23 protein-coding genes and 1 other annotated feature are annotated in these 18,350 nt (G+C 38.4%); of the genes, 21 read left to right on the forward strand and 2 right to left on the reverse strand.

What is annotated here, in order from left to right; all coding sequences use genetic code 11:
• Positions 1-33 precede the first annotated feature (33 nt).
• The 4 genes from RYX56_RS00100 (at position 34) to RYX56_RS00115 (ending at position 1,843) form a co-directional block, all read left to right on the forward strand.
• Entirely contained in the window at positions 34-771 is a 738-nt protein-coding gene (locus tag RYX56_RS00100; protein ID WP_317120105.1) for a hypothetical protein, read from the forward strand.
• 47 nt (positions 772-818) lie between these two features.
• Positions 819-1,256, forward strand: a complete 438-nt coding sequence (locus RYX56_RS00105; RefSeq protein ID WP_317120106.1) for a hypothetical protein — start codon at positions 819-821, stop codon at positions 1,254-1,256.
• A 38-nt stretch (positions 1,257-1,294) separates the two neighbouring features.
• Complete coding sequence (locus RYX56_RS00110; protein WP_317120107.1) at positions 1,295-1,444, forward strand: hypothetical protein; 150 nt, start codon at positions 1,295-1,297, stop codon at positions 1,442-1,444.
• Between the two features lie 246 nt (positions 1,445-1,690).
• Positions 1,691-1,843, forward strand: a complete 153-nt coding sequence (locus RYX56_RS00115; protein ID WP_317120108.1) for an NUDIX hydrolase — start codon at positions 1,691-1,693, stop codon at positions 1,841-1,843.
• A 331-nt stretch (positions 1,844-2,174) separates the two neighbouring features.
• Here the strand turns inward: RYX56_RS00115 and RYX56_RS00120 are convergent, their stop codons facing one another.
• The gene (locus tag RYX56_RS00120; RefSeq protein ID WP_336623121.1) at positions 2,175-2,795 is read right to left on the reverse strand and encodes a GAF domain-containing protein; all 621 of its coding nucleotides are present in this window, start codon (positions 2,793-2,795) and stop codon (positions 2,175-2,177) included.
• A 12-nt stretch (positions 2,796-2,807) separates the two neighbouring features.
• Positions 2,808-3,002, reverse strand: a complete 195-nt coding sequence (locus tag RYX56_RS00125; protein ID WP_317120110.1) for a hypothetical protein — start codon at positions 3,000-3,002, stop codon at positions 2,808-2,810.
• 234 nt (positions 3,003-3,236) lie between these two features.
• Positions 3,237-3,452 (forward strand) — a binding site (T-box leader).
• A 46-nt stretch (positions 3,453-3,498) separates the two neighbouring features.
• Between RYX56_RS00125 and RYX56_RS00130 the strand changes: the two genes are divergently transcribed.
• The 17 genes from RYX56_RS00130 (at position 3,499) to RYX56_RS00210 (ending at position 18,325) form a co-directional block, all read left to right on the forward strand.
• Complete coding sequence (locus tag RYX56_RS00130) at positions 3,499-3,972, forward strand: GNAT family N-acetyltransferase (protein WP_317120111.1); 474 nt, start codon at positions 3,499-3,501, stop codon at positions 3,970-3,972.
• A 139-nt stretch (positions 3,973-4,111) separates the two neighbouring features.
• A complete protein-coding gene (locus RYX56_RS00135; RefSeq protein ID WP_317120112.1) occupies positions 4,112-4,330 on the forward strand; it encodes a DUF4190 domain-containing protein in 219 nt (72 codons plus the stop codon).
• A gap of 470 nt (positions 4,331-4,800) precedes the next feature.
• Positions 4,801-5,178: a GntR family transcriptional regulator gene (locus RYX56_RS00140; RefSeq protein ID WP_317120113.1), complete on the forward strand. Its 378-nt coding sequence runs from the start codon at positions 4,801-4,803 to the stop codon at positions 5,176-5,178.
• Positions 5,178-6,035 (forward strand): ABC transporter ATP-binding protein, encoded by an 858-nt coding sequence (locus tag RYX56_RS00145; protein WP_317120114.1) that lies wholly within the window; start codon positions 5,178-5,180, stop codon positions 6,033-6,035. Before RYX56_RS00140 ends, RYX56_RS00145 begins: the two co-directional genes overlap by 1 nt.
• Before the next feature lie 24 nt (positions 6,036-6,059).
• Complete coding sequence (locus tag RYX56_RS00150) at positions 6,060-6,923, forward strand: ABC transporter ATP-binding protein (protein ID WP_317120115.1); 864 nt, start codon at positions 6,060-6,062, stop codon at positions 6,921-6,923.
• Positions 6,920-7,573, forward strand: coding sequence for an ABC-2 transporter permease (locus RYX56_RS00155; protein WP_317120116.1), 654 nt, complete (start codon positions 6,920-6,922; stop codon positions 7,571-7,573). Before RYX56_RS00150 ends, RYX56_RS00155 begins: the two co-directional genes overlap by 4 nt.
• A 159-nt stretch (positions 7,574-7,732) precedes the next feature.
• Complete coding sequence (locus RYX56_RS00160) at positions 7,733-9,178, forward strand: serine hydrolase (RefSeq protein ID WP_317120117.1); 1,446 nt, start codon at positions 7,733-7,735, stop codon at positions 9,176-9,178.
• 514 nt (positions 9,179-9,692) lie between these two features.
• Positions 9,693-9,941: a hypothetical protein gene (locus RYX56_RS00165; protein WP_317120118.1), complete on the forward strand. Its 249-nt coding sequence runs from the start codon at positions 9,693-9,695 to the stop codon at positions 9,939-9,941.
• A 179-nt stretch (positions 9,942-10,120) separates the two neighbouring features.
• Positions 10,121-10,582: a GNAT family N-acetyltransferase gene (locus RYX56_RS00170; RefSeq protein WP_317120119.1), complete on the forward strand. Its 462-nt coding sequence runs from the start codon at positions 10,121-10,123 to the stop codon at positions 10,580-10,582.
• 379 nt (positions 10,583-10,961) lie between these two features.
• Positions 10,962-11,810 (forward strand): esterase/lipase family protein, encoded by an 849-nt coding sequence (locus RYX56_RS00175; protein ID WP_317120120.1) that lies wholly within the window; start codon positions 10,962-10,964, stop codon positions 11,808-11,810.
• 557 nt (positions 11,811-12,367) lie between these two features.
• On the forward strand, positions 12,368-13,264 hold the full coding sequence (locus RYX56_RS00180; RefSeq protein ID WP_317120121.1) for a macrolide 2'-phosphotransferase: 897 nt from the start codon (positions 12,368-12,370) through the stop codon (positions 13,262-13,264).
• Positions 13,265-13,386: 122 nt separating this feature from the next.
• On the forward strand, positions 13,387-13,758 hold the full coding sequence (locus tag RYX56_RS00185) for an iron chaperone (RefSeq protein ID WP_317120122.1): 372 nt from the start codon (positions 13,387-13,389) through the stop codon (positions 13,756-13,758).
• Positions 13,759-13,939: 181 nt separating this feature from the next.
• On the forward strand, positions 13,940-14,197 hold the full coding sequence (locus RYX56_RS00190; RefSeq protein ID WP_317120123.1) for a hypothetical protein: 258 nt from the start codon (positions 13,940-13,942) through the stop codon (positions 14,195-14,197).
• An 8-nt stretch (positions 14,198-14,205) separates the two neighbouring features.
• Positions 14,206-14,805, forward strand: coding sequence for a hypothetical protein (locus RYX56_RS00195; RefSeq protein ID WP_317120124.1), 600 nt, complete (start codon positions 14,206-14,208; stop codon positions 14,803-14,805).
• A gap of 109 nt (positions 14,806-14,914) precedes the next feature.
• Positions 14,915-15,670: a phosphotransferase family protein gene (locus RYX56_RS00200; RefSeq protein WP_317120125.1), complete on the forward strand. Its 756-nt coding sequence runs from the start codon at positions 14,915-14,917 to the stop codon at positions 15,668-15,670.
• Positions 15,671-15,770: 100 nt separating this feature from the next.
• Positions 15,771-16,226 carry a GNAT family N-acetyltransferase gene (locus RYX56_RS00205; protein ID WP_317120126.1) on the forward strand — a complete coding sequence of 152 codons (456 nt, stop codon included), beginning with the start codon at positions 15,771-15,773 and terminating at the stop codon, positions 16,224-16,226.
• Between the two features lie 260 nt (positions 16,227-16,486).
• Positions 16,487-18,325 (forward strand): assimilatory sulfite reductase (NADPH) flavoprotein subunit, encoded by a 1,839-nt coding sequence (locus RYX56_RS00210; protein WP_317120127.1) that lies wholly within the window; start codon positions 16,487-16,489, stop codon positions 18,323-18,325.
• Positions 18,326-18,350 lie beyond the last annotated feature (25 nt).

Raw genomic sequence — 18,350 nt, forward strand, 5'->3', positions numbered from 1 at the left:
TTAAGTAGATTCAGTAAGAGGAGTTAGGTAAAGATGAGCAGGTTTGCAGCACGAGTGACACTATTCATCCTAGTTACTTTTTTAGTAGTAGGATGCACCGAGAAAGAGGTTAACTATTATTCAAACCCATATGTTGTGGATGGAGAGGCGCTTAGCGAAAGTGTAGAGATCGGGGATCTGATCATCATCAGGAATGATAATCAGATAAATGTCGATACAAATGAGAAACAAGTACATATCGATCTACCTGATTCTGAAAGCATGATTCAGAGTGTACATGTCTCCTATGATCAACGTTTTTTAGCTGTCGATACATGGAAGGATGAGGTGGCAAAGATTTTCGTCGTCAATTTGGAAACAAATGATGTAATCGATGTATCAGATGAGATCGGCTATAGGTACGATTATGATGGTTACGAATCACCTTATGGACTTGCATGGGCACCAAATGAAAACATCCTTGCTTTCGTTGGTGGGCACAATGAAAAGCCAGCATCTCCTCGCGTGAATATGTATCACCCAGAAATGGAAATCGAGCAACAATTCAAAGGTGTTTCTCATATTTATAAGGCCATTTATGGTGTGAAGTGGGATGAAGACGGACGTTCTATTTATTATCTCGTAAACTCTTTAGAGGGGGAAGCTCTTTATAGCCTTTATCAAACAGAAATTGAAATGAAATCTGGAGAGCACTTAACATCTGGCACCATTTTTCATGTTTCAGAGGAGCAAGATAGAGACGACTTTAATGAATGGCTTGGCAAAAAGTGAGGATCTCACACCTGGTCAGATCAGCTTACATAAGGGGGGCGGCTTTTATGACTCTTACTAAAAAATTTCTTCTCATTCTCTTTTTAGCAGTTGTAGCGATATCATTCCTGTTCGTCATTTTCACCGAGTTCAATCCTGTTGGGTATGACTATTACCTCGAAGAAGACGAAAGCATTATGATTATTGAAGAGGGCTTTGTCCAAAAGGAGAGGTATCAAGTAGAGGTGACGACAAGTCAAGCCCTACGAGTGGTGCTACCGATTACAGAAGCAAAACAACTATGGAATGTTAATCTAGCTATCTTCTCATTATTAGTGGCGGCTTTTGGGTATGTCTTTAAGAGGTATATTAGGACTCGGAAATATGCTAAATGGTATGTTCTTGGGTTCATTTTAGCCCTGAATCTCTTTACAGCTGGGCATATCCATGAACACCTGCAATTGTATGAAACGATTACAGAAGAAGTGAATTCGATCAGGGAGTAATAAAGGAAATTAGCTATTAAAGGGTGGAGAGTGGAAGGATGGATATAGGTGTTATCGTAGTCATCGTCCTAGCACTGTGGTCAATTACGAAGACATTAGAAAAGTTGACCGATAGAGTGTTGGAAAAGCAAGATAGACAAACTCAATTATTGGAGGACATTAAAGCGAAGCTGGAGAGTAAGACATAGTGGTGAAAATGTAGATATGTCGGTTAACTAAAGGGAATAACAATGCGGAAAGAAAGTGATAAGAAAAATGAAGATGATTTTTGGATCCATACTGTTTTTAATAGGAATTCTCTTTTTCGGAATGCGAATTGATAGCTTAGGTTCAGTGGGGAATATTGTTATGAATTTATGTGGTTTTTTTCTTGCTGTAATAGGAGTTCGTCTCGTTTTAAATAAATAATTAATTGGATGGGGGAGGCTGGTGTGGTGTCACCTATTAATAAAACATATGGGTATGTAACAAGGGTGAAAGGAAGGAAAAGACAAGTACTCGTCTTTCGGCATCCTATTTCTGAAGCAGGGATCCAAATACCTAAAGGAACGGTAAACCCAGAAGAAAATACTCAGGATGCCGTATAAGAGAAATAGAAGAAGAAACAGGATTAAAAAATTTTCAAGTTGAAGGACTTTTAGCTGAAGATTTTTGGGAGAATGATGATGGGACTATACATAACCGTTTCTTTTATAAAGTAATTGCACCTAATGCCGAAGATGAATGGGAGTTCAATCCAACAGGTGGTGGAGAAGAAGCTGGGCTAACATTTCGTTTCTTTTGGATTTCCTCAGCAATTGAAGTTGAGCTGATTAGAGGACATGGAGACTATTTGAATCTTATCTTCCTTTGAACAATTTTCCCGAATGACAGGAAAGTCCGGGACTCTAAACGAATCCTGGACTTTTTATGATTTTCTTAAACGGTTAGTTTGATACCAACGTGTGAAAGTGCTTGTTGAAGATTCCCAAAGAAGGAAACATGATCTAAACGATGGTTGTCTTTAATTGCTTTCCTTGCTAAATCAGGTCTCATTCCCGTAAATAGTGCCTTAATTCCTAATAATTTCAACACATCGACGAGGTTTAAGAGATAAAAGAATTCTTTCTCTACATCTGTTATACCAGAGAGGTCAATAATTAAATGATTTAATTGTAGTTTATGTGCTTCTTTGATGATCATGGTTGAAATGTAGTTTCCCCGTTCTTCGTCAATTGCTCCGATCAATGGCAGAATCGCAATTCCCTTGAGTAGAGGAACGATAGGTGCTGATAATTTTAAAATTTGTTGATAAGAGTTATCTAAGTCGATGACGTATGTTAATAGAGTAGCTAAACTCTTGAAGAGCTTAATATCTTTATCATTAAAATCATAAGGGATATTATCCATACCACAGAGAGTTCCAAACTTCTTGCCATTTTTAAGGAAAATGGGCGCACCAATTAAGGATCCTCCCCCAAATGCCTTGGTAACATCCATATCTTTTGTAAGCTCATGCTCATTAAGATTTGGGATAACGAGTGGTTCCCGACCACCCAATACAATATGTATTCAATAGGATTCTTGAAAGTCAATTTGAAATCCTTTTTCTAAAAGAATTTTATTTCGATTCTCAACTGATAGAACATCAACTGTTGTTCCATCGTTTTTGGCAATAAAAAAAGTATTGATAGCGATGCTTTCTTTTAACAATTGAAAGACTGCTGATGATGCTTCGCTTAAACTCTTATGATCAATAATATCCATAAACTTCCCTCCACTGCAGTATGTTCTTTGGTCATAAACTTTAATTTATGTTATGTGTGTCTAGTATTGAGAAAAGATACAGGTGAAAATACCTGTATCCATCATACCACTTATGACAAAGGTTTTTTGATAAAAAACAAAAGGATCAGGTAATAAAGAAGGTAAAGTTTTTTGAATTTATGGAAAATGATTGAATTTATGTTAAGGGTATAATAAAATATTGAATAATAAAATAATGATTTGATGATGAAGAGAGTAGTTATGTGCAATTCTTAAGCGAATCAGGGATGGTGTGAGCCTGTGATACGTACATAATGAACCGCACTTCTGAGAAATGTACTTGAACCGATTAGTAGAGTGCATCGGGGGAGTACCTCGTTATGAAAGGGAGTGGACCGTGATTCGGTCAAACAGAGTGGGACCGCGGGATTTATTCATCTCGTCTCTTATAAGAGGCGGGATTTTTTTGTGTTAAAAAAGGATGGGGGGAATGTAAATGTTGATTAGAAAAGCAATTATGAAAGACATAACAGACATCCAAAAAGTAGCAAAGGAAACCTGGAACGATACGTATGAAGGAATCATCCCAAGAGACATTCAAGATCGGTTTATCGCGAGAGCCTATTCAGATGAGAATTTGGAACGGAGAATAAAGAAATCCCTTTTTTTAGTTGCCACTGTAAATGATAGCGTAATAGGCTTTGCCAATTTCTTTTTTAAACAAACGGAAGCTGTATTGGGTGCGATCTATATTGAACCGAGTGAGCATGGAAAAGGAATTGGGAGTGACCTTCTTTCTACAGGTATAAAGGAGCTTAATGAAGTTACAAGAATCTTAGTAGAAGTAGAGGCTGGAAATAAAGTCGGAGTAGCATTTTACCAAGCAAAAGGGTTTTATTTGGTGGAAGAATATGACGATCATTTCGATGGTCATATTCTTAAAACCAAACGCATGGCATTAGATCTTTAAGGTATTGAAGGGTTTACAGGGGGAGAAAATGGATAAATCGATTAATTCAAAGGATGATAGTACTTATAGGAGTGATTGCGAGGAGAGGGGATTAAATACTACGGCAGTTATCTCTCTCGTATTAGGATGTGTGTCATAATTGCTTACGCTTTTCACTCTTGTTGGTTTAATAACCGCTATAATAGGTTTTGCCTTGAGCCATGTTAGTCTGAAGGAAATTCACCGAATCAGCCGCCAACAAGGCTATGGATTAGCTGTTGCGGGATTAACTTGTAACGCACTAGCAATCATTTTACCATTTATTTTGCTCATACTATCCCTTCTATTTTTCACACCAACAGAAATGAGAATGTTTTAAATGTCCTTTTAATGAAGAGAAGATAAAGCGTTGATACAAAAGGGGAATGCTTAATTTATTAAAAGAAGCTAGGAGAATAATGATGCCTCGAACTGAAACGATTTTAAGATGGAAATTAGCCGGTACGCTATTGGGGGGTTCAATGATTGTTAGTGCTAGTTTATTAATTTTTGAGAGAAATGAAGTCCTCTCTTATATGCTGTGGTTTATAAGTTTTCTATGTCATGCATACGCAATATTCTTAGCCATTAAACTGCACAAGGTCGAAAAAAAGATAAAAGACGAAAAACAGGATATTGAACGAACTGAAAACGTCTAGTGATTATGATTAAGCAAGGACAACGTATAGCGTTATATGTTGTCCTTTTCATTTGAATAAAAAATCAAACGAGAAGGTATAATGAAAATGGTTGACATTGTATATATATTATATATACAATATAAACGAAATATACATTTGCGAGGTTATTATGAATATCATCCTATCGAATTCTTCTCAGGAACCAATTTATATGCAGATTAAGAATCAAATTAAACAAAGCATTTTAAGAAATGACATTAAGGAAGGGGATCCTTTGCCGTCCATGCGGCGTCTCGCTCAGGAGCTCCGTATTAGTGTGATCACAACAAAGCGGGCGTATGAGGAACTAGAGAGAGACGGGTTTATCACTTCCTTTGTGGGCAAGGGTTCATTTGTAGCTGGACAAAGCACTGAACTGATTGAGGAGAAAAGACTCAAGATGGTAGAAGAGCGACTTTCTGAGGTAGTTTCAGAAAGCAAGAACTTGAACATCTCCTTACCACAACTACAAGAATTGCTAACAATGCTTTATGAGGAGGGAGAGTAGTGGAAGATGCAGTAACGCTAATTAATGTTAATAAAGCTTATAAGGGTTTTGCTTTAAAGGACATTTCCTTTTCGGTGAAAAAGGGCTTTATTACGGGGTTTATCGGCCCAAATGGTGCCGGGAAAACGACAACGATTAAACTTATGCTTCAACTCCTTCAATCAGATTCAGGTAAGATCGAGCTGTTTGGCAATAATGATGCGACGCACATGGAGGAGACGAAGCAACGGATCGGATTTGTTTACTCGGATCATCTTTTATATGAACATTTAACGGTTGAAAAGATGAAGCGTGTGATCGGTACGTTTTATCCTAAATGGGATGACGAGGTATTTGCTTATTATATGAAGCGGCTTAATCTTCCATGGAAACGGAAGATTGGTGATTTATCAAAGGGAATGGGAATGAAGCTATCGATTGCGATTGCCTTGTCTCACCATGCGGAATTGATTGTGTTAGATGAACCAACGTCAGGCCTCGACCCGATCAGTCGGAGAGAAATTCTTGATCTGTTAGCAGAAGTGATTCAGGACGAAGAAAAAGCGGTGTTTTTCTCAACACATATTACAAGTGATTTGGAGCAAATTGCAGATTACATCACGTTCATTAACAACGGAGAAATTGTTTTTCATGAAAATAAGGAGACGATCATGGAGCAGCATACTATTGTCCGTGGGGCGAAGGAGCTGTTAGATGATGATATCCGCACTTTATTTCTTCAAGTGCGTGAGACGTCAGTTGGTTTTGAAGGATTAACCAATCAAGCTGAGTTGGTTAGACGATTAATGGGCGAGCACGTTGTGATGGAGCAGGCTTCGCTTGAGGATATTATGGTGTATACCGTTGGGAAGGTCTAAGTCAATATATAAAGGGAGCGGGGGATGATGATGACTAGTATTTTAGAGGTTGAACATGTACAGAAAACATACAAAGGGTCAACGTTAGGTATAAAAGATGTTTCGTTTACCATTCCGAACGGCTCGATTGTTGGGTTTATTGGTGAAAACGGGGCAGGGAAGTCGACCACAATGGGCACGATCATCGGGACACTACGTAAAGATGGTGGCACGATTAGAATCTTTGGAGAGGAAATGGACCTCAATCAAGTCGCTTTTAAAGAGGAGATTGGTGTTGTCTTTGATACCATGCAACTGCCAGGTGATTTAACCGTAGATAAGCTCGGAAACGTCTTCCAACAACTATACAAGCGTTGGGATCAGCAAGCATTCTCTGACTATATCGATTTTTTCTCATTACCCCAACATAAAAAGATCAAGGGGTTTTCCCGGGGAATGTCGATGAAGCTGTCAGTTTCCGTCGCCCTTTCTCATCATGCTAGACTCTTAATTTTGGATGAAGCAACAGCTGGGCTTGACCCGGGTGGACGAGACGATGTGCTGGCTGCTTTAAGAGAGTTTGTACAAGATCAAAAACGGGGCATTCTACTTTCCTCTCATATTACTAGTGATATTGAAAAGATTGCAGATTCCCTCGTCTTTATAAAAGGGGGAGAGGTTTTGTTGGAGGTTGAAAAGTTCGCTCTTCTCGATCACTACGGTATTGTTCAGTGTGCACCGGATCAGTATGAACAACTAGAAAAGAGCATTGTGGTGGCATATCGCAAAACTGGTGAAGGTTTTGACGTGCTTGTCTCAAATAAGCGAAGCATTCCGTCTTCGATGAAACCAAAACATGTTTCAATAGATGATATAACATTGCTTCTTATGCGAGGTGAAAAAGGATGAAGGGTTTACTATTAAATCAATATTATGCGGTGGAAAAGACAATCTGGTATTATGTACCTCTCAGTTTGGTTGTTACGACGATCTTACTTTACTTTGATCAGGCAATGACTCAACGTTTAGCAGCCTTTTTGCCCATTCTCTTACTCTCTACTGCTGCGTTTGAGGTTTTGAAGCATGAAGCGAAGTCGGGCTGGAATAAATTTGTGCTTACATTGCCTGTTAAACGAAGTCGAGTTGTTCAGAGTCACTATTTGTTCTTCTTGACCCTGACAGTTTTGGGATTATTGATTGCTTGTGTTGCGCTATTAATTGCTCAGTTTGGATTCGGGCAAGCGCCTAGTGCAGGGTACACATACTCATTGATGAACATTCTTGGTATTACGTTTACGATGGGCATTGTCGCTTATCCATTGACGTACTTATTAGGTACCGAAAAAGCAGAGTTTGTGATTATGGCAAGCGGGGGAGCGGGGATTGGTGTGTTCTTCTTAAGTGCTTATCTTTTCGACCTTTTACTTATGCCCCTTTATGCCTTCCAAGGGTTGAATAGTGACCTCGTTTTCTCTCTCGGCTTTTTAGTAGTCAATTTTATTCTCTTTGTTGGATCCTATATCATTTCGATTCAAGTGTATAAGCGTAAAGAGTTTTAAGATAGCTCCCCTTGCAAAAGCAGGGGATTTTTTTATGTGTAAGGAAACCATATCTCCTCCTGAAGGCTGACTTAGAAAAAGGCTCAAGAAGGATGTTTTTATTTACATAAAATGGTTAAATTTACTAATGGACCTAGTTAAGAGGGGGGCTTTTTTCTAATGAATAGACATGAAAGTAAACTGGCTATATGGTGTTTCAGCTTTTGTCTAATGATGATCGTGAGTATGGGGCAAGTAGCTGCTGAAGAGGATAAACTACATCAGCTTGAGCAGTATATTGAGAGGTTTATAGAAGAACAACAAATACCAGGAACTTCGATTGCTATTGTTCATGAAGGTGAGCTTTTTTATGCGAATGCATGGGGTATAACAGGAGAATCAGAGGAACCAGTAACGACTGAAACGCCCTTTACTCTCGGCTCAATCAGTAAGTCGTTAACCGGGTTAGGTGTGATGAAATTAGTGGAAGGGGGTGCCGTTGATTTAGAGGATCCGATACATATGTATCTTCCCTCATTCGACCTTCAGGATCAACAAGCAGCATCTCAAATAACTATTAAACAGTTACTCACGCACACAAGCGGATTCAGCACTTATTCTGGATTAGCTGTATCTGATAAAGAATCAAAGGATGCTGGGGTTATCAAGAAACATGCACAACGTTTATTGAATGAAAAGCTGAGTGCAGGACCTGGAGAAAAGTATCAGTATAGCAATGCTAACTTTATTATTCTTGGAGCTCTGATTGAAGAAGTGACCAACCAAACCTATTCTGAATTTATGGAGAAGGAAGTATTTACGCCTTTAGGGATGGATGGGGCAGCTGCTGATGAACATACTGCTGATAATAAAGGCTACAAAGCTGGCCATCAATCTTGGCTTGGTTTACCGCAGAGAAGTCACGTTAACTATGATAATGGCGGGGCACCTTATGGATATATCGTGGCTAGTACAACAGATATGGTGCAATATCTTTCATTGCTTCATTCACGAGAGAGACCTGATTTTTTAAGTGAAGAGATGATGAACTTGTATGTATCACCCCATGTTCAAACGGGGGAGGATCGTTATTATGGGTTTGGGGTAAGAGTGACAGCTCCATATTCTAATGAAGAAATGATCTGGCATTCAGGCTCAACTCCTGATTCACGTTCAGAAATCTTCTATATACCAGAAACAGGGTGGGGCGGAGTGATTCTCACTAATAAAAATCATATTTTGGAAGAAGATGCACTAGCATACCTGAAACATGGAATCATTAACATTTTAAATGGAGAAGAGGCTGTTAAAGTACCAACTTACTTCCCTCTGATTCAAATGATCATCATCGCATTATTGTGCTTCCTCACTGCGATGTTTATTTACATCATTGTAAAATCTAAATCAGCTATCGTTCGTAAAAAGGCCCTCTGGCGCAGCCTTGGAATAATTCTTGTATTCTTATCCATTACCATTATTCCACTGCTACTATACTTTGTCGGAGTACCATGGCATACAATAAAGGGATTTGCTACGGATGTTGCATGGTTAACCATTACCTTCTCGATCCTCTCACTAGTAAACGGGATATTGCTAATAGGTTTTTCATTTAAAGCGGTGAAATAGTAGATACCTTATAAAAGGAAAAGAAGGGTGTTGTGAATTTATGTTAAAATAAAGTGATCCACTTGGTAGACTCATAGTGGTACTACTTAAATAAATTCCTTTGAAAGTAGGAAAGAAGGAAAATGACGATAACATATACAGCCCCCTTTTGGTTTTCATTGCTAATTGTCATCATTGTCCTGTTTATAATTAATTACTTAGCCCAATCGTTTGTTATGAAGAAAGAAGGCAAAATAATAAGTTGGGGTTTTGCATGTACCGTTCTTATTCAAAGTTTAGTAATTACAGTAATATTTGAGGTTATATAGGTTGTGAGGTTTGATTTTAAAATTAGAAGCACCAAAGACCTCAAAAACGTCTATATACATTTGAGGTCTTCAGGGTTATCTATGATTCTAGAATGAATAACAATGACACTAACGAACAGGATAATAAATCAAGGGGAGGGAAAGGTGAACTATGAATTAATGAGTCAGAACCTGAACTTTGGGGTTCAGGAGAATTAGTAAATACAATGGTTGATTATATTGGAGATGCTGATAATATACACTCTATTATTATTCATTACAGAAGTGGTGGGGACCCTTACGAGTATAGTATTAGCCATCCTATTGGAACATTACCAGAAAACAAACAAATCAAAGACGAATACGAGAATTCTCATATAGCGGTACTAAATGCTCTGGGATATATTCCATTTTTAATTGAGTGGAGCGAGGATGGCAATATGAAAGAAGAAGAACTTATTTTCAAATCAGAATAATAGTGATTTATTAAGTGTGGAAGATTTAAGAATATTATCGCGCCTGGTTGACTAAGAACATCTACTATATACATAAAAATCACTTTAAGAATATCATAATACAGTTAAAATTTACTTACGGTTTGGATTAAGATAGCATTGTAATTATTATGAAGGTTATTAAGAACAGGGGGATGTAAATGGAGAAGGAAATAAGGTTTAGAATAGCATCTGAACAAGATTTAGAAAGTATTGTTGCGATGCTTGCGGATGATGTTTTGGGTAGTAAAAGAGAGCGATATGAACATCCACTTCCTGATCGTTACATAAAAGCATTCGAGGCTATTTCATCGGATCCTAATAACGAATTAATTGTGGCTTGCCACGGCAATGAAGTGATTGGCGTACAACAAATTACTTTTACTCCTTATATAACCCATCAAGGTGGATGGAGAGCTACAATCGAAGGAGTGAGAACATCCACTTCTGTAAGAGGAATGGGTGTAGGTACTGAACTTATAAAATGGGCCATTCAACGTGCGGAAGAACGTGGTTGTCATGTAGTGCAGCTGACAACTGATAAAGAAAGAGCAGATGCGTTAAGGTTTTATGAACGATTAGGTTTTAAAGCAACGCATGAAGGCTTAAAGCTAAAGTTATAATAATGATTGCTTCAACTAAAAAGGTGCTTTTCTTCAACAAGACAACTTAAACGACATCTACAATCAGGCGCATTTCTTTAAGAAAGAATGCGTCAATTTTCATCTAAGGGCCAAATGGTGAAAGAAGAATATTATTTCCATTTAGGAAAATTAGCCGTTTCACTTCTAAAACGAACGGGGGCGATAGCTTAAGAAGTTCGGGTTCTAATGAAAACACATTGACATAATTCTGAATTTTCTATATATTAAATAATTAAGTTAATAGTTTGCGTGGAGATTTTGAGAAGCTCATTGAATACTGCCTAGCAGCCAGGTAGTTATTTTGTGAGCTTTTTTCATGCAAACTATGAATTTCAACTATTTTGGAAGGGGATTTTATATGTTCAAAAATTCTTTTAAACTCATTTTGGTAATCGCTTTCTTTTTCGTATTACCGCATCATTTGAAAGCAGAAGTTTCTACAGAAACATTTCTACTTGAACAAGGAACACCACCTCCGGGAGCAAACCTTAAAAATTGTGAACCAACTTTAGACAAGCCTAACCCGGTCATTCTTGTTCCAGGTACGTTTGAGAGAAGTGCGCAGAATTGGCTCACTCTTTCACCTGAGCTTGCTAAGAAAGGGTATTGTGTCTATGCAATCAATTACGGATTAACTCATGCGGGACCATCTACTGGTGATATAGAAGAGTCAGCTAAAGAGTTAAAAGAATTTGTAGATAATGTTTTACAATTAACTGGTGCAAGAAAAGTAGATATTATTGGCCACAGCCAAGGCGGGATGATGCCGAGGTATTACTTGAAGTTTATGGGTGGAGATAAACATGTGGAGAATTTGATTGCTTTTGTTCCTTCTAACCATGGAACCACGGGATTTTTTGGTTTAGAACAGGTTAGTTCGGGAGTTGCCGATACTGCTTCTTGTAAAGCTTGCCAACAACAACTTATTGGATCAGAGTTCCTAGATGAACTGAATAAAGGGAATGAAACACCAGGAAATGTCTCATACACTGTCATTTCTACAAAAACAGATCAAGTTGTGATTCCATATACTTCTGCATTCCTTCACGGTCCTGAAGTGCAAGTATCAAATATTACCATACAAGACTATTACCCATTAAATCTTATTGGCCATCAAGGAATTGTGTATGATCGACTATCATTTGCTTTTGTTTATGATGCACTGGCACACCAAGGCCCTGCAAACCCTGATCGGGTAGTGAAATAGATTAGTTTTCTCTCTAGCATAATTATAAGTTTTTTTTAGCTAATGAAGGGCTTTTCTTCAATGAACATAAACAGTCTTCCGCATTTCTTTAACGAGGAATGCATCAATTTTCCTTTGATGGGGGATGTTATTTTTTATTTATTCTTTATTGAAATTCTTTTATAAATAAAGTATAGTTCTAGTTAATTATTGAGAGGAGGGTTATTAAAAATGATGCATGCAGGAAGATTACGCCAGCAAACTTTGAACAATCAGTAACTTAATATGTTCAAAGGCTCTGTTGTCATAAACGGAGTAAACGGGAGTAGTCTGCACATTTTTAATAGTCTTCAACGGGGAAATCTACACTTTTTTCACGTGAAGAAAGGCAGATAGCGATCTGTCTTTTTTTTCGTATGATTTTTTTATTCGTACTAAGGGAGACGTCTATTTGTAATAGCCTCGTTTACTCTTAACCACAGACAGAAGGCTGTCTGTGGTTTTTTTGTGATTACATTCCTTTATAGAACATATTAGGAAGTATAAAAGAGGATAGAACACATTTGGAGGGAAAGAAAATGAATACACTTGAAATGAAACAATTAGCCCATAAAAAAGGACTATGCATCTTGGAGGAAACCATCAACATCAATGAGTCTGGTGTGGACTTTAGGGTCGCGCATGCAAAAGATCAAAACGGCGATAAATGGATACTAAGGGTTCCGCGTAGACCAGAGTCTATGAGACATGCGCTACAAGAGAAAAATGCATTAGATATCATTAACAACTATGCAAGTTTCGAAGTTCCCGATTGGTCGATCTTCTCAAAAGACTTAATTGCCTATAAGCAGCTAAGTGGTGTTCCTGCCGCTACGATTGACGTTGAACAACAAGGCTATGTATGGAGTATTGATGAAACCAATGTACCACTCGAATATTATCACTCATTAGGAAAAGCTCTAGCAGAATTACACTCAATACCTCAACAAGAATTCAAAACGATCGGTGTTGAAATTCTTAGTGCTAGTGAATTAAGAGCCTGGATGAAACAGCGAATGGAACGAGTGAAAGAAAGATACGAAATCAACCAACACTTATGGGACCGTTGGCAAGCTTGGTTAGCTGAGGACTCTCTCTGGCCGAATCATGTTGGCCTAAGGCATGGAGACTTACATCCTGGTCATATTTTGATTGATAAGGTCAATCATGTTACAGGCTTAATTGATTGGACTGAAGTAGGGATTGGTGATGTATCCGTAGATTTCATGTCACATCAGCTACTCTTTGGAAAAGGTGGTCTTACAAAGTTAATCGATGCGTATGACAATGCTGGGGGGAAGACGTGGTCAAGAATGGATGAGCATATTGTTGAACTTCTAACAACAAGTGGCATCACCGTTGCGGAATACGCCGAAGCTTCAGGTTTGAAAGACATGCATGAAGCAGCAACACATATGCTTGCAAATGAGAGCTAAAGAACGAGAAGTTTTCAACTAGATGCTCTGCCTACTGGTATAATAAAGAATACACAGGCTTTGGTATAGGAACAAAGTCATTCTAATTTCAGAGATATCATGATGATGTAGGAGGTAATAACATGGACGTTTTTGCAGAATATTTAGCTGGTATTGATAACCCGGAACATCGTGCTCGCATGGAAGAGGTGTTGGGGTGGGTCGCTAACAAGTATCCACATTTAGAGCCGAAAATTGCTTGGAATCAGCCTATGTTTACTGATCACGGCACATACATCATTGGCTTTAGCGTAGCCAAACATCATTTGGCTGTTGCACCTGAAAAGGAAGGAATGGATCACTTCTCTGATCAGATCAAGCAGGCAGGACATGACCATACGAAGCAGTTGGTGCGTTTTAAGTGGGATAATCCGGTTGATTTTTCATTACTTGAGAAAATGATTGAATTCAATATTTTTGATAAGGCAGACTGTTCAACTTTTTGGAGGAAATAGTCCTTCACTTTGATGAATGAAGAGGAAAACGTTTGGAAATATCTCCAAACGTTTTTTTGTGGAATTTCCTAGGTATTTAAAGTGTGTTACATTATCCGATCACTATCCAAATCGAATGGAATTTATGTTAAAATCAACCAATAGAAAAAGGTGCAAATAAAAGATTAAGAGGAGTGATAATGTGAAAAAGACATTCCGAATTACGTATGAGGGTCACCAAATTGAGGTGGAGAATCGTTGGTTTAATGGTGAAAAGCTTTATGTAGACGGCGAATTACAAGATGAAAACCTCGGGCTGGCACTAAGAGCTACATTAGCTGGTGTGCTTACAACAAATAATGGGGAAAGAAAAAGGATTAAAGTGGCGATTGGCGGCTTCTTTAAAATTCATTGCAAGATTTTCATAGATAATAAGTTGATTTTTCCTGAGGAGAGATAAGGAAGTTCATGGACTTATTATTTGAGCTGATGGATTATTTCTTTATGTTAATAATTTTAAGCTTGTCTGTATATAACATTTATATAAAAGGCAATGATGAACGGATTTGGGCCAAGGTGGGTGAGGAACAGGTAGAATCAATAAAAAGCAGTATTCAATTTCTATGTTTTGGTGGGATAAATTCCTTTTTTGGTGGCTATATTTTTGGTCTTGAATGGCTTTACTGGATCACGTTTTATTCAGTATTGGTCATGATCATCTGCTTTGAATCAATCCATCGCAAGAGATCTACTCGAATAGGCATGGTGGTAGTTGTAATTGCTATTTTTATGATCTTACGTGTTCCTAATCATCCTGGTTCATTTGAGGATCACATCAACTCAATGGAAGGCTATCAATGCTTGTATGGTTTGGAGTGTGTAAAAATCGGAACAAGTGATACAGAGGATGATACGTTTGAGATAGTGACAAATGTATTTATGGTGCAGAGAAATTCTTATGATTGGTATATCCTTTTTGCCAAAGCTGCTATCACCCTGGAAGATGATGAGGGGAATGTTGAAGAAATAAGAGGTCTGAATATTGCTGGATTTTGGAATGATTACTAGCTTTCTTGATATTGCTGGAAAGAAACTTACTGAACTTGTGTATGGGTGGGAGCATATTAATGATCACTTCTAAATCTATACCATTTCTTTAGCCCAAGGAGGACACCCAATGAATCTAGGAAAACCATTTGCAAAAGGAAATACGGCAGAAATTTATCTTCATCAAAATAAGATTGTGAAAGTTTTCCATGATCATTTGCCTGATGGGGAATCCTCCTACGAAGCTAAGAAACAAACGTATGCCCATTCTTGTGGACTTCCTGTACCTGAAGTCTATGATGTTAGTACCATAAACGGAAGACAAGCGATCATCATGGAGTTTGTAAATGGCAGAACGTTGGGTGAGATGCTATTGGAGGATAGAGGTCAAGCAGCACATTACATGGAACTAGCCGTTGATATTCAGCGAGTCATTCATCAGATCGTAGCTGATTCGTTTGAATCAATGGCTGTAAAGTTAAGGCGCAAAATTGAGTTCGCTCCTCAGTTAAATACGAAATATAAATCCGCTTTACTTCAGAAATTAAGTATGCTGACATCTAAGAATCATTTGTGTCACGGAGATTTTCATTTGTTCAATATAATGATGACAGAGACAAACGAAGTGATGATTATTGATTGGGTCGATTCTAGTGCCGGGGATATCCTTGCTGACGTCTATCGCACGTACCTGTTGTATACCCAATATGATCAAGAGTTAGCGGAAATGTATTTACGTATCTATTGTAAGAAAAGTGGATTCACTAGAGAAGAAATCATGGAATGGGCGCCAATCATTGCAGGGGCAAGATTGTCTGAAAATGTATCGTGGGAAAGGAATGAACGGCTGATGGAGGTTGTAGAACGTCATTGCTTTTTGAAATGAGATGGATATGATTGTGAAGATATAATGGATCAAAGGACTTGTTTCCTTTTTTCATCAAGGTAATCCAAAAAAATTCGTTTATAAGAAGGTGAGCTATTTAATGGAGATACGTGTAGATGATTTAACTGGTTCGAAAGTAAAGGAATTGATCATGAATCACCTGAGGATGATGGAAGCTCAATCTCCTCCGGAAAGTATACATGCTTTGAATCTTGATGGTCTACGGAGACCTGACGTTACGTTTTGGAGTGCTTGGGAAAAATGCGAATTACTCGGTTGTGGAGCTCTTAAAGAACTTGATGCTCAGCATGGCGAAATAAAATCGATGAAAACAGCATCAGGCCAACTAAGAAAGGGTGTTTCAAAGAAAATCCTTCAACACATAATCGATGAGGCACAAAAACGCGGCTATAATAGGTTAAGTTTAGAAACTGGATCAATCGAAGAGTTTTTTCCTGCTAGAAAGTTATATGAGAGCTTTGGATTTAATTATTGTAGACCATTCTCAAATTATAGGGAAGACAAAAATAGTGTATTCATGACGAAAGAAATATAGCGTACATTATAGCTCTTTGGACTTTTTCAAAAAAGTTAAACTTCATATATAACACATAAAATAAGTGGTCATTTATTTTGATTCTAAAAAAATTCGCGCCAAAAAATCTCTGAATAAACTGATTTTTTGACGATTTTAGTCGTTAAATCATTAAAACATACTTGACTTATAGGAATTATGAGACTACGATAAGTTCATCATTTATTTATATAATTAAAACTAACTTATGATAAGTCTATTTTTTTGTGAGGTGGATATAGTTGCAATTTCAGGTAATGAACAGTCCATTTAATCAGGAGCAGGCAGACCTCCTTAACCGCCTTCTGCCGACCTTAACAGAGTCGCAAAAAGTTTGGCTGACTGGCTATCTTGCTGCGTCGCAAACAGCTGCATCCGAAGGAACAGCAACAACAGCGACAGCAGAAGCACCAGTGGCAGAACTTTCAACAGTAAGCGCTGTACAACCAATCTCCAAAGAAGTAACGATTCTTTTTGGTTCACAGACTGGCAACGCGCAGGGGCTTGCAAAGAATGCAGGTAAGACACTCGAAGATAATGGGTTCCAGGTAACTGTCTCTTCTATGAGTGATTTTAAGCCAAATAACTTAAAAAAACTCCAAAATCTTTTGATTGTTGTGAGCACACATGGTGAAGGTGACCCGCCGGATAGTGCACTGACGTTCCACGAATTTCTACACGGTAGAAGAGCTCCAAAGCTTGATGACCTTCGTTTCTCCGTCTTATCACTTGGAGATAGCTCCTATGAATTTTTCTGTCAAACAGGGAAAGAATTTGATCAGCGCTTAGAAGAGCTTGGTGGTACGCGTATTCAACCGCGCGTAGACTGTGATCTTGATTATGATGATCCAGCGGCAGAATGGCTTGAAGGAGTCATTAATGGCTTAAGTGAAGCGCAGGGTGCAAGTACTGCTCCGGCTCCGGTAACAGCGGTAACGGAAGCAGGCGAATCAACATATTCGAGAACGAATCCGTTTAAAGCGGAAGTGCTTGAAAATTTAAATTTGAATGGCCGCGGATCAAATAAAGAAACGCGTCATCTTGAGTTATCGCTTGAAGGGTCTGGACTCACGTATGCACCAGGTGACAGTCTAGGAATCTACCCAGAAAATGATCCAACTCTAGTAGATATGCTGCTTCAGGAAATGAAATGGGATCCAGAAGAAATTGTGACGGTTAATAAAAAGGGAGATGTTCGACCGCTTAAAGAAGCACTCACTTCTCACTTTGAAATTACTGTTTTAACGAAACCACTACTAGAGCAGGCGTCAAAGCTTTCAGCGAATAAGGAGTTAACAGACCTTTTATCCGCAGGTAATGAAGCGAGGTTAAAAGAGTATATAGAGGGCCGCGATTTGCTAGATTTAGTTCGATCTTTTGGACCTTGGGCTGTATCAACACAAGAATTTATCTCGATTCTGCGTAAAATGCCAGGACGTCTTTATTCCATTGCAAGCAGCTTATCAGCGAATCCTGATGAAGTTCATTTAACAATCGGTGCTGTCCGCTATCAGACTCATGGACGTGATCGTAGTGGAGTTTGCTCTATTTTATGTGCAGAGCGTCTGCAGCCAGGTGATACGCTGCCCATTTACATTCAACATAATGAAAACTTCAAGCTACCAGAAAACCCTGATACGCCAATTATTATGGTTGGACCAGGGACGGGAATTGCGCCATTCCGTTCGTTTATTCAAGAGCGTGAAGAAGCAGGTGTGGAAGGGAAGTCATGGTTATTCTTCGGTGATCAGCATTTCGTGACCGATTTCTTGTACCAGACTGAGTGGCAAAAGTGGTTGAAAGAAGGTGTACTGACGAAAATGGATGTTGCATTTTCACGTGACACAGATGAAAAAGTGTATGTTCAGCACCGAATGCTTGAACAGAGTAAAGAGTTGTTTGAGTGGCTTCAAGAGGGAGCAGCCGTTTACATTTGTGGAGATGAGAAGCATATGGCGCATGACGTACATACAACTCTTATCGATATTATTGAAAAAGAAGGCAGTATGAGCCGTGATAAAGCGGAACAATATCTTGCCGACATGCAACAACAAAAACGTTATCAACGTGATGTATATTGATTTTCGATTGGAAGGAGAACAGACA

The organism is Alkalihalophilus lindianensis, from assembly GCF_032843265.1.
GTDB lineage: Bacteria > Bacillota > Bacilli > Bacillales > Bacillaceae_D > Alkalihalophilus > Alkalihalophilus lindianensis.

Coding starts and splice junctions, on each gene's coding strand:
- RYX56_RS00100 (WP_317120105.1), top strand. CDS start 34: ATGAGCAGGTTTGCAGCACGAGTGACACTATTCATCCTAGTTACTTTT.
- RYX56_RS00105 (WP_317120106.1), top strand. CDS start 819: ATGACTCTTACTAAAAAATTTCTTCTCATTCTCTTTTTAGCAGTTGTA.
- RYX56_RS00110 (WP_317120107.1), top strand. CDS start 1,295: ATGGATATAGGTGTTATCGTAGTCATCGTCCTAGCACTGTGGTCAATT.
- RYX56_RS00125 (WP_317120110.1), bottom strand. CDS start 3,002: ATGGATATTATTGATCATAAGAGTTTAAGCGAAGCATCATCAGCAGTC.
- RYX56_RS00130 (WP_317120111.1), top strand. CDS start 3,499: ATGTTGATTAGAAAAGCAATTATGAAAGACATAACAGACATCCAAAAA.
- RYX56_RS00140 (WP_317120113.1), top strand. CDS start 4,801: ATGAATATCATCCTATCGAATTCTTCTCAGGAACCAATTTATATGCAG.
- RYX56_RS00150 (WP_317120115.1), top strand. CDS start 6,060: ATGATGATGACTAGTATTTTAGAGGTTGAACATGTACAGAAAACATAC.
- RYX56_RS00155 (WP_317120116.1), top strand. CDS start 6,920: ATGAAGGGTTTACTATTAAATCAATATTATGCGGTGGAAAAGACAATC.
- RYX56_RS00160 (WP_317120117.1), top strand. CDS start 7,733: ATGAATAGACATGAAAGTAAACTGGCTATATGGTGTTTCAGCTTTTGT.
- RYX56_RS00165 (WP_317120118.1), top strand. CDS start 9,693: ATGGTTGATTATATTGGAGATGCTGATAATATACACTCTATTATTATT.
- RYX56_RS00170 (WP_317120119.1), top strand. CDS start 10,121: ATGGAGAAGGAAATAAGGTTTAGAATAGCATCTGAACAAGATTTAGAA.
- RYX56_RS00175 (WP_317120120.1), top strand. CDS start 10,962: ATGTTCAAAAATTCTTTTAAACTCATTTTGGTAATCGCTTTCTTTTTC.
- RYX56_RS00180 (WP_317120121.1), top strand. CDS start 12,368: ATGAATACACTTGAAATGAAACAATTAGCCCATAAAAAAGGACTATGC.
- RYX56_RS00185 (WP_317120122.1), top strand. CDS start 13,387: ATGGACGTTTTTGCAGAATATTTAGCTGGTATTGATAACCCGGAACAT.
- RYX56_RS00195 (WP_317120124.1), top strand. CDS start 14,206: ATGGACTTATTATTTGAGCTGATGGATTATTTCTTTATGTTAATAATT.
- RYX56_RS00200 (WP_317120125.1), top strand. CDS start 14,915: ATGAATCTAGGAAAACCATTTGCAAAAGGAAATACGGCAGAAATTTAT.
- RYX56_RS00205 (WP_317120126.1), top strand. CDS start 15,771: ATGGAGATACGTGTAGATGATTTAACTGGTTCGAAAGTAAAGGAATTG.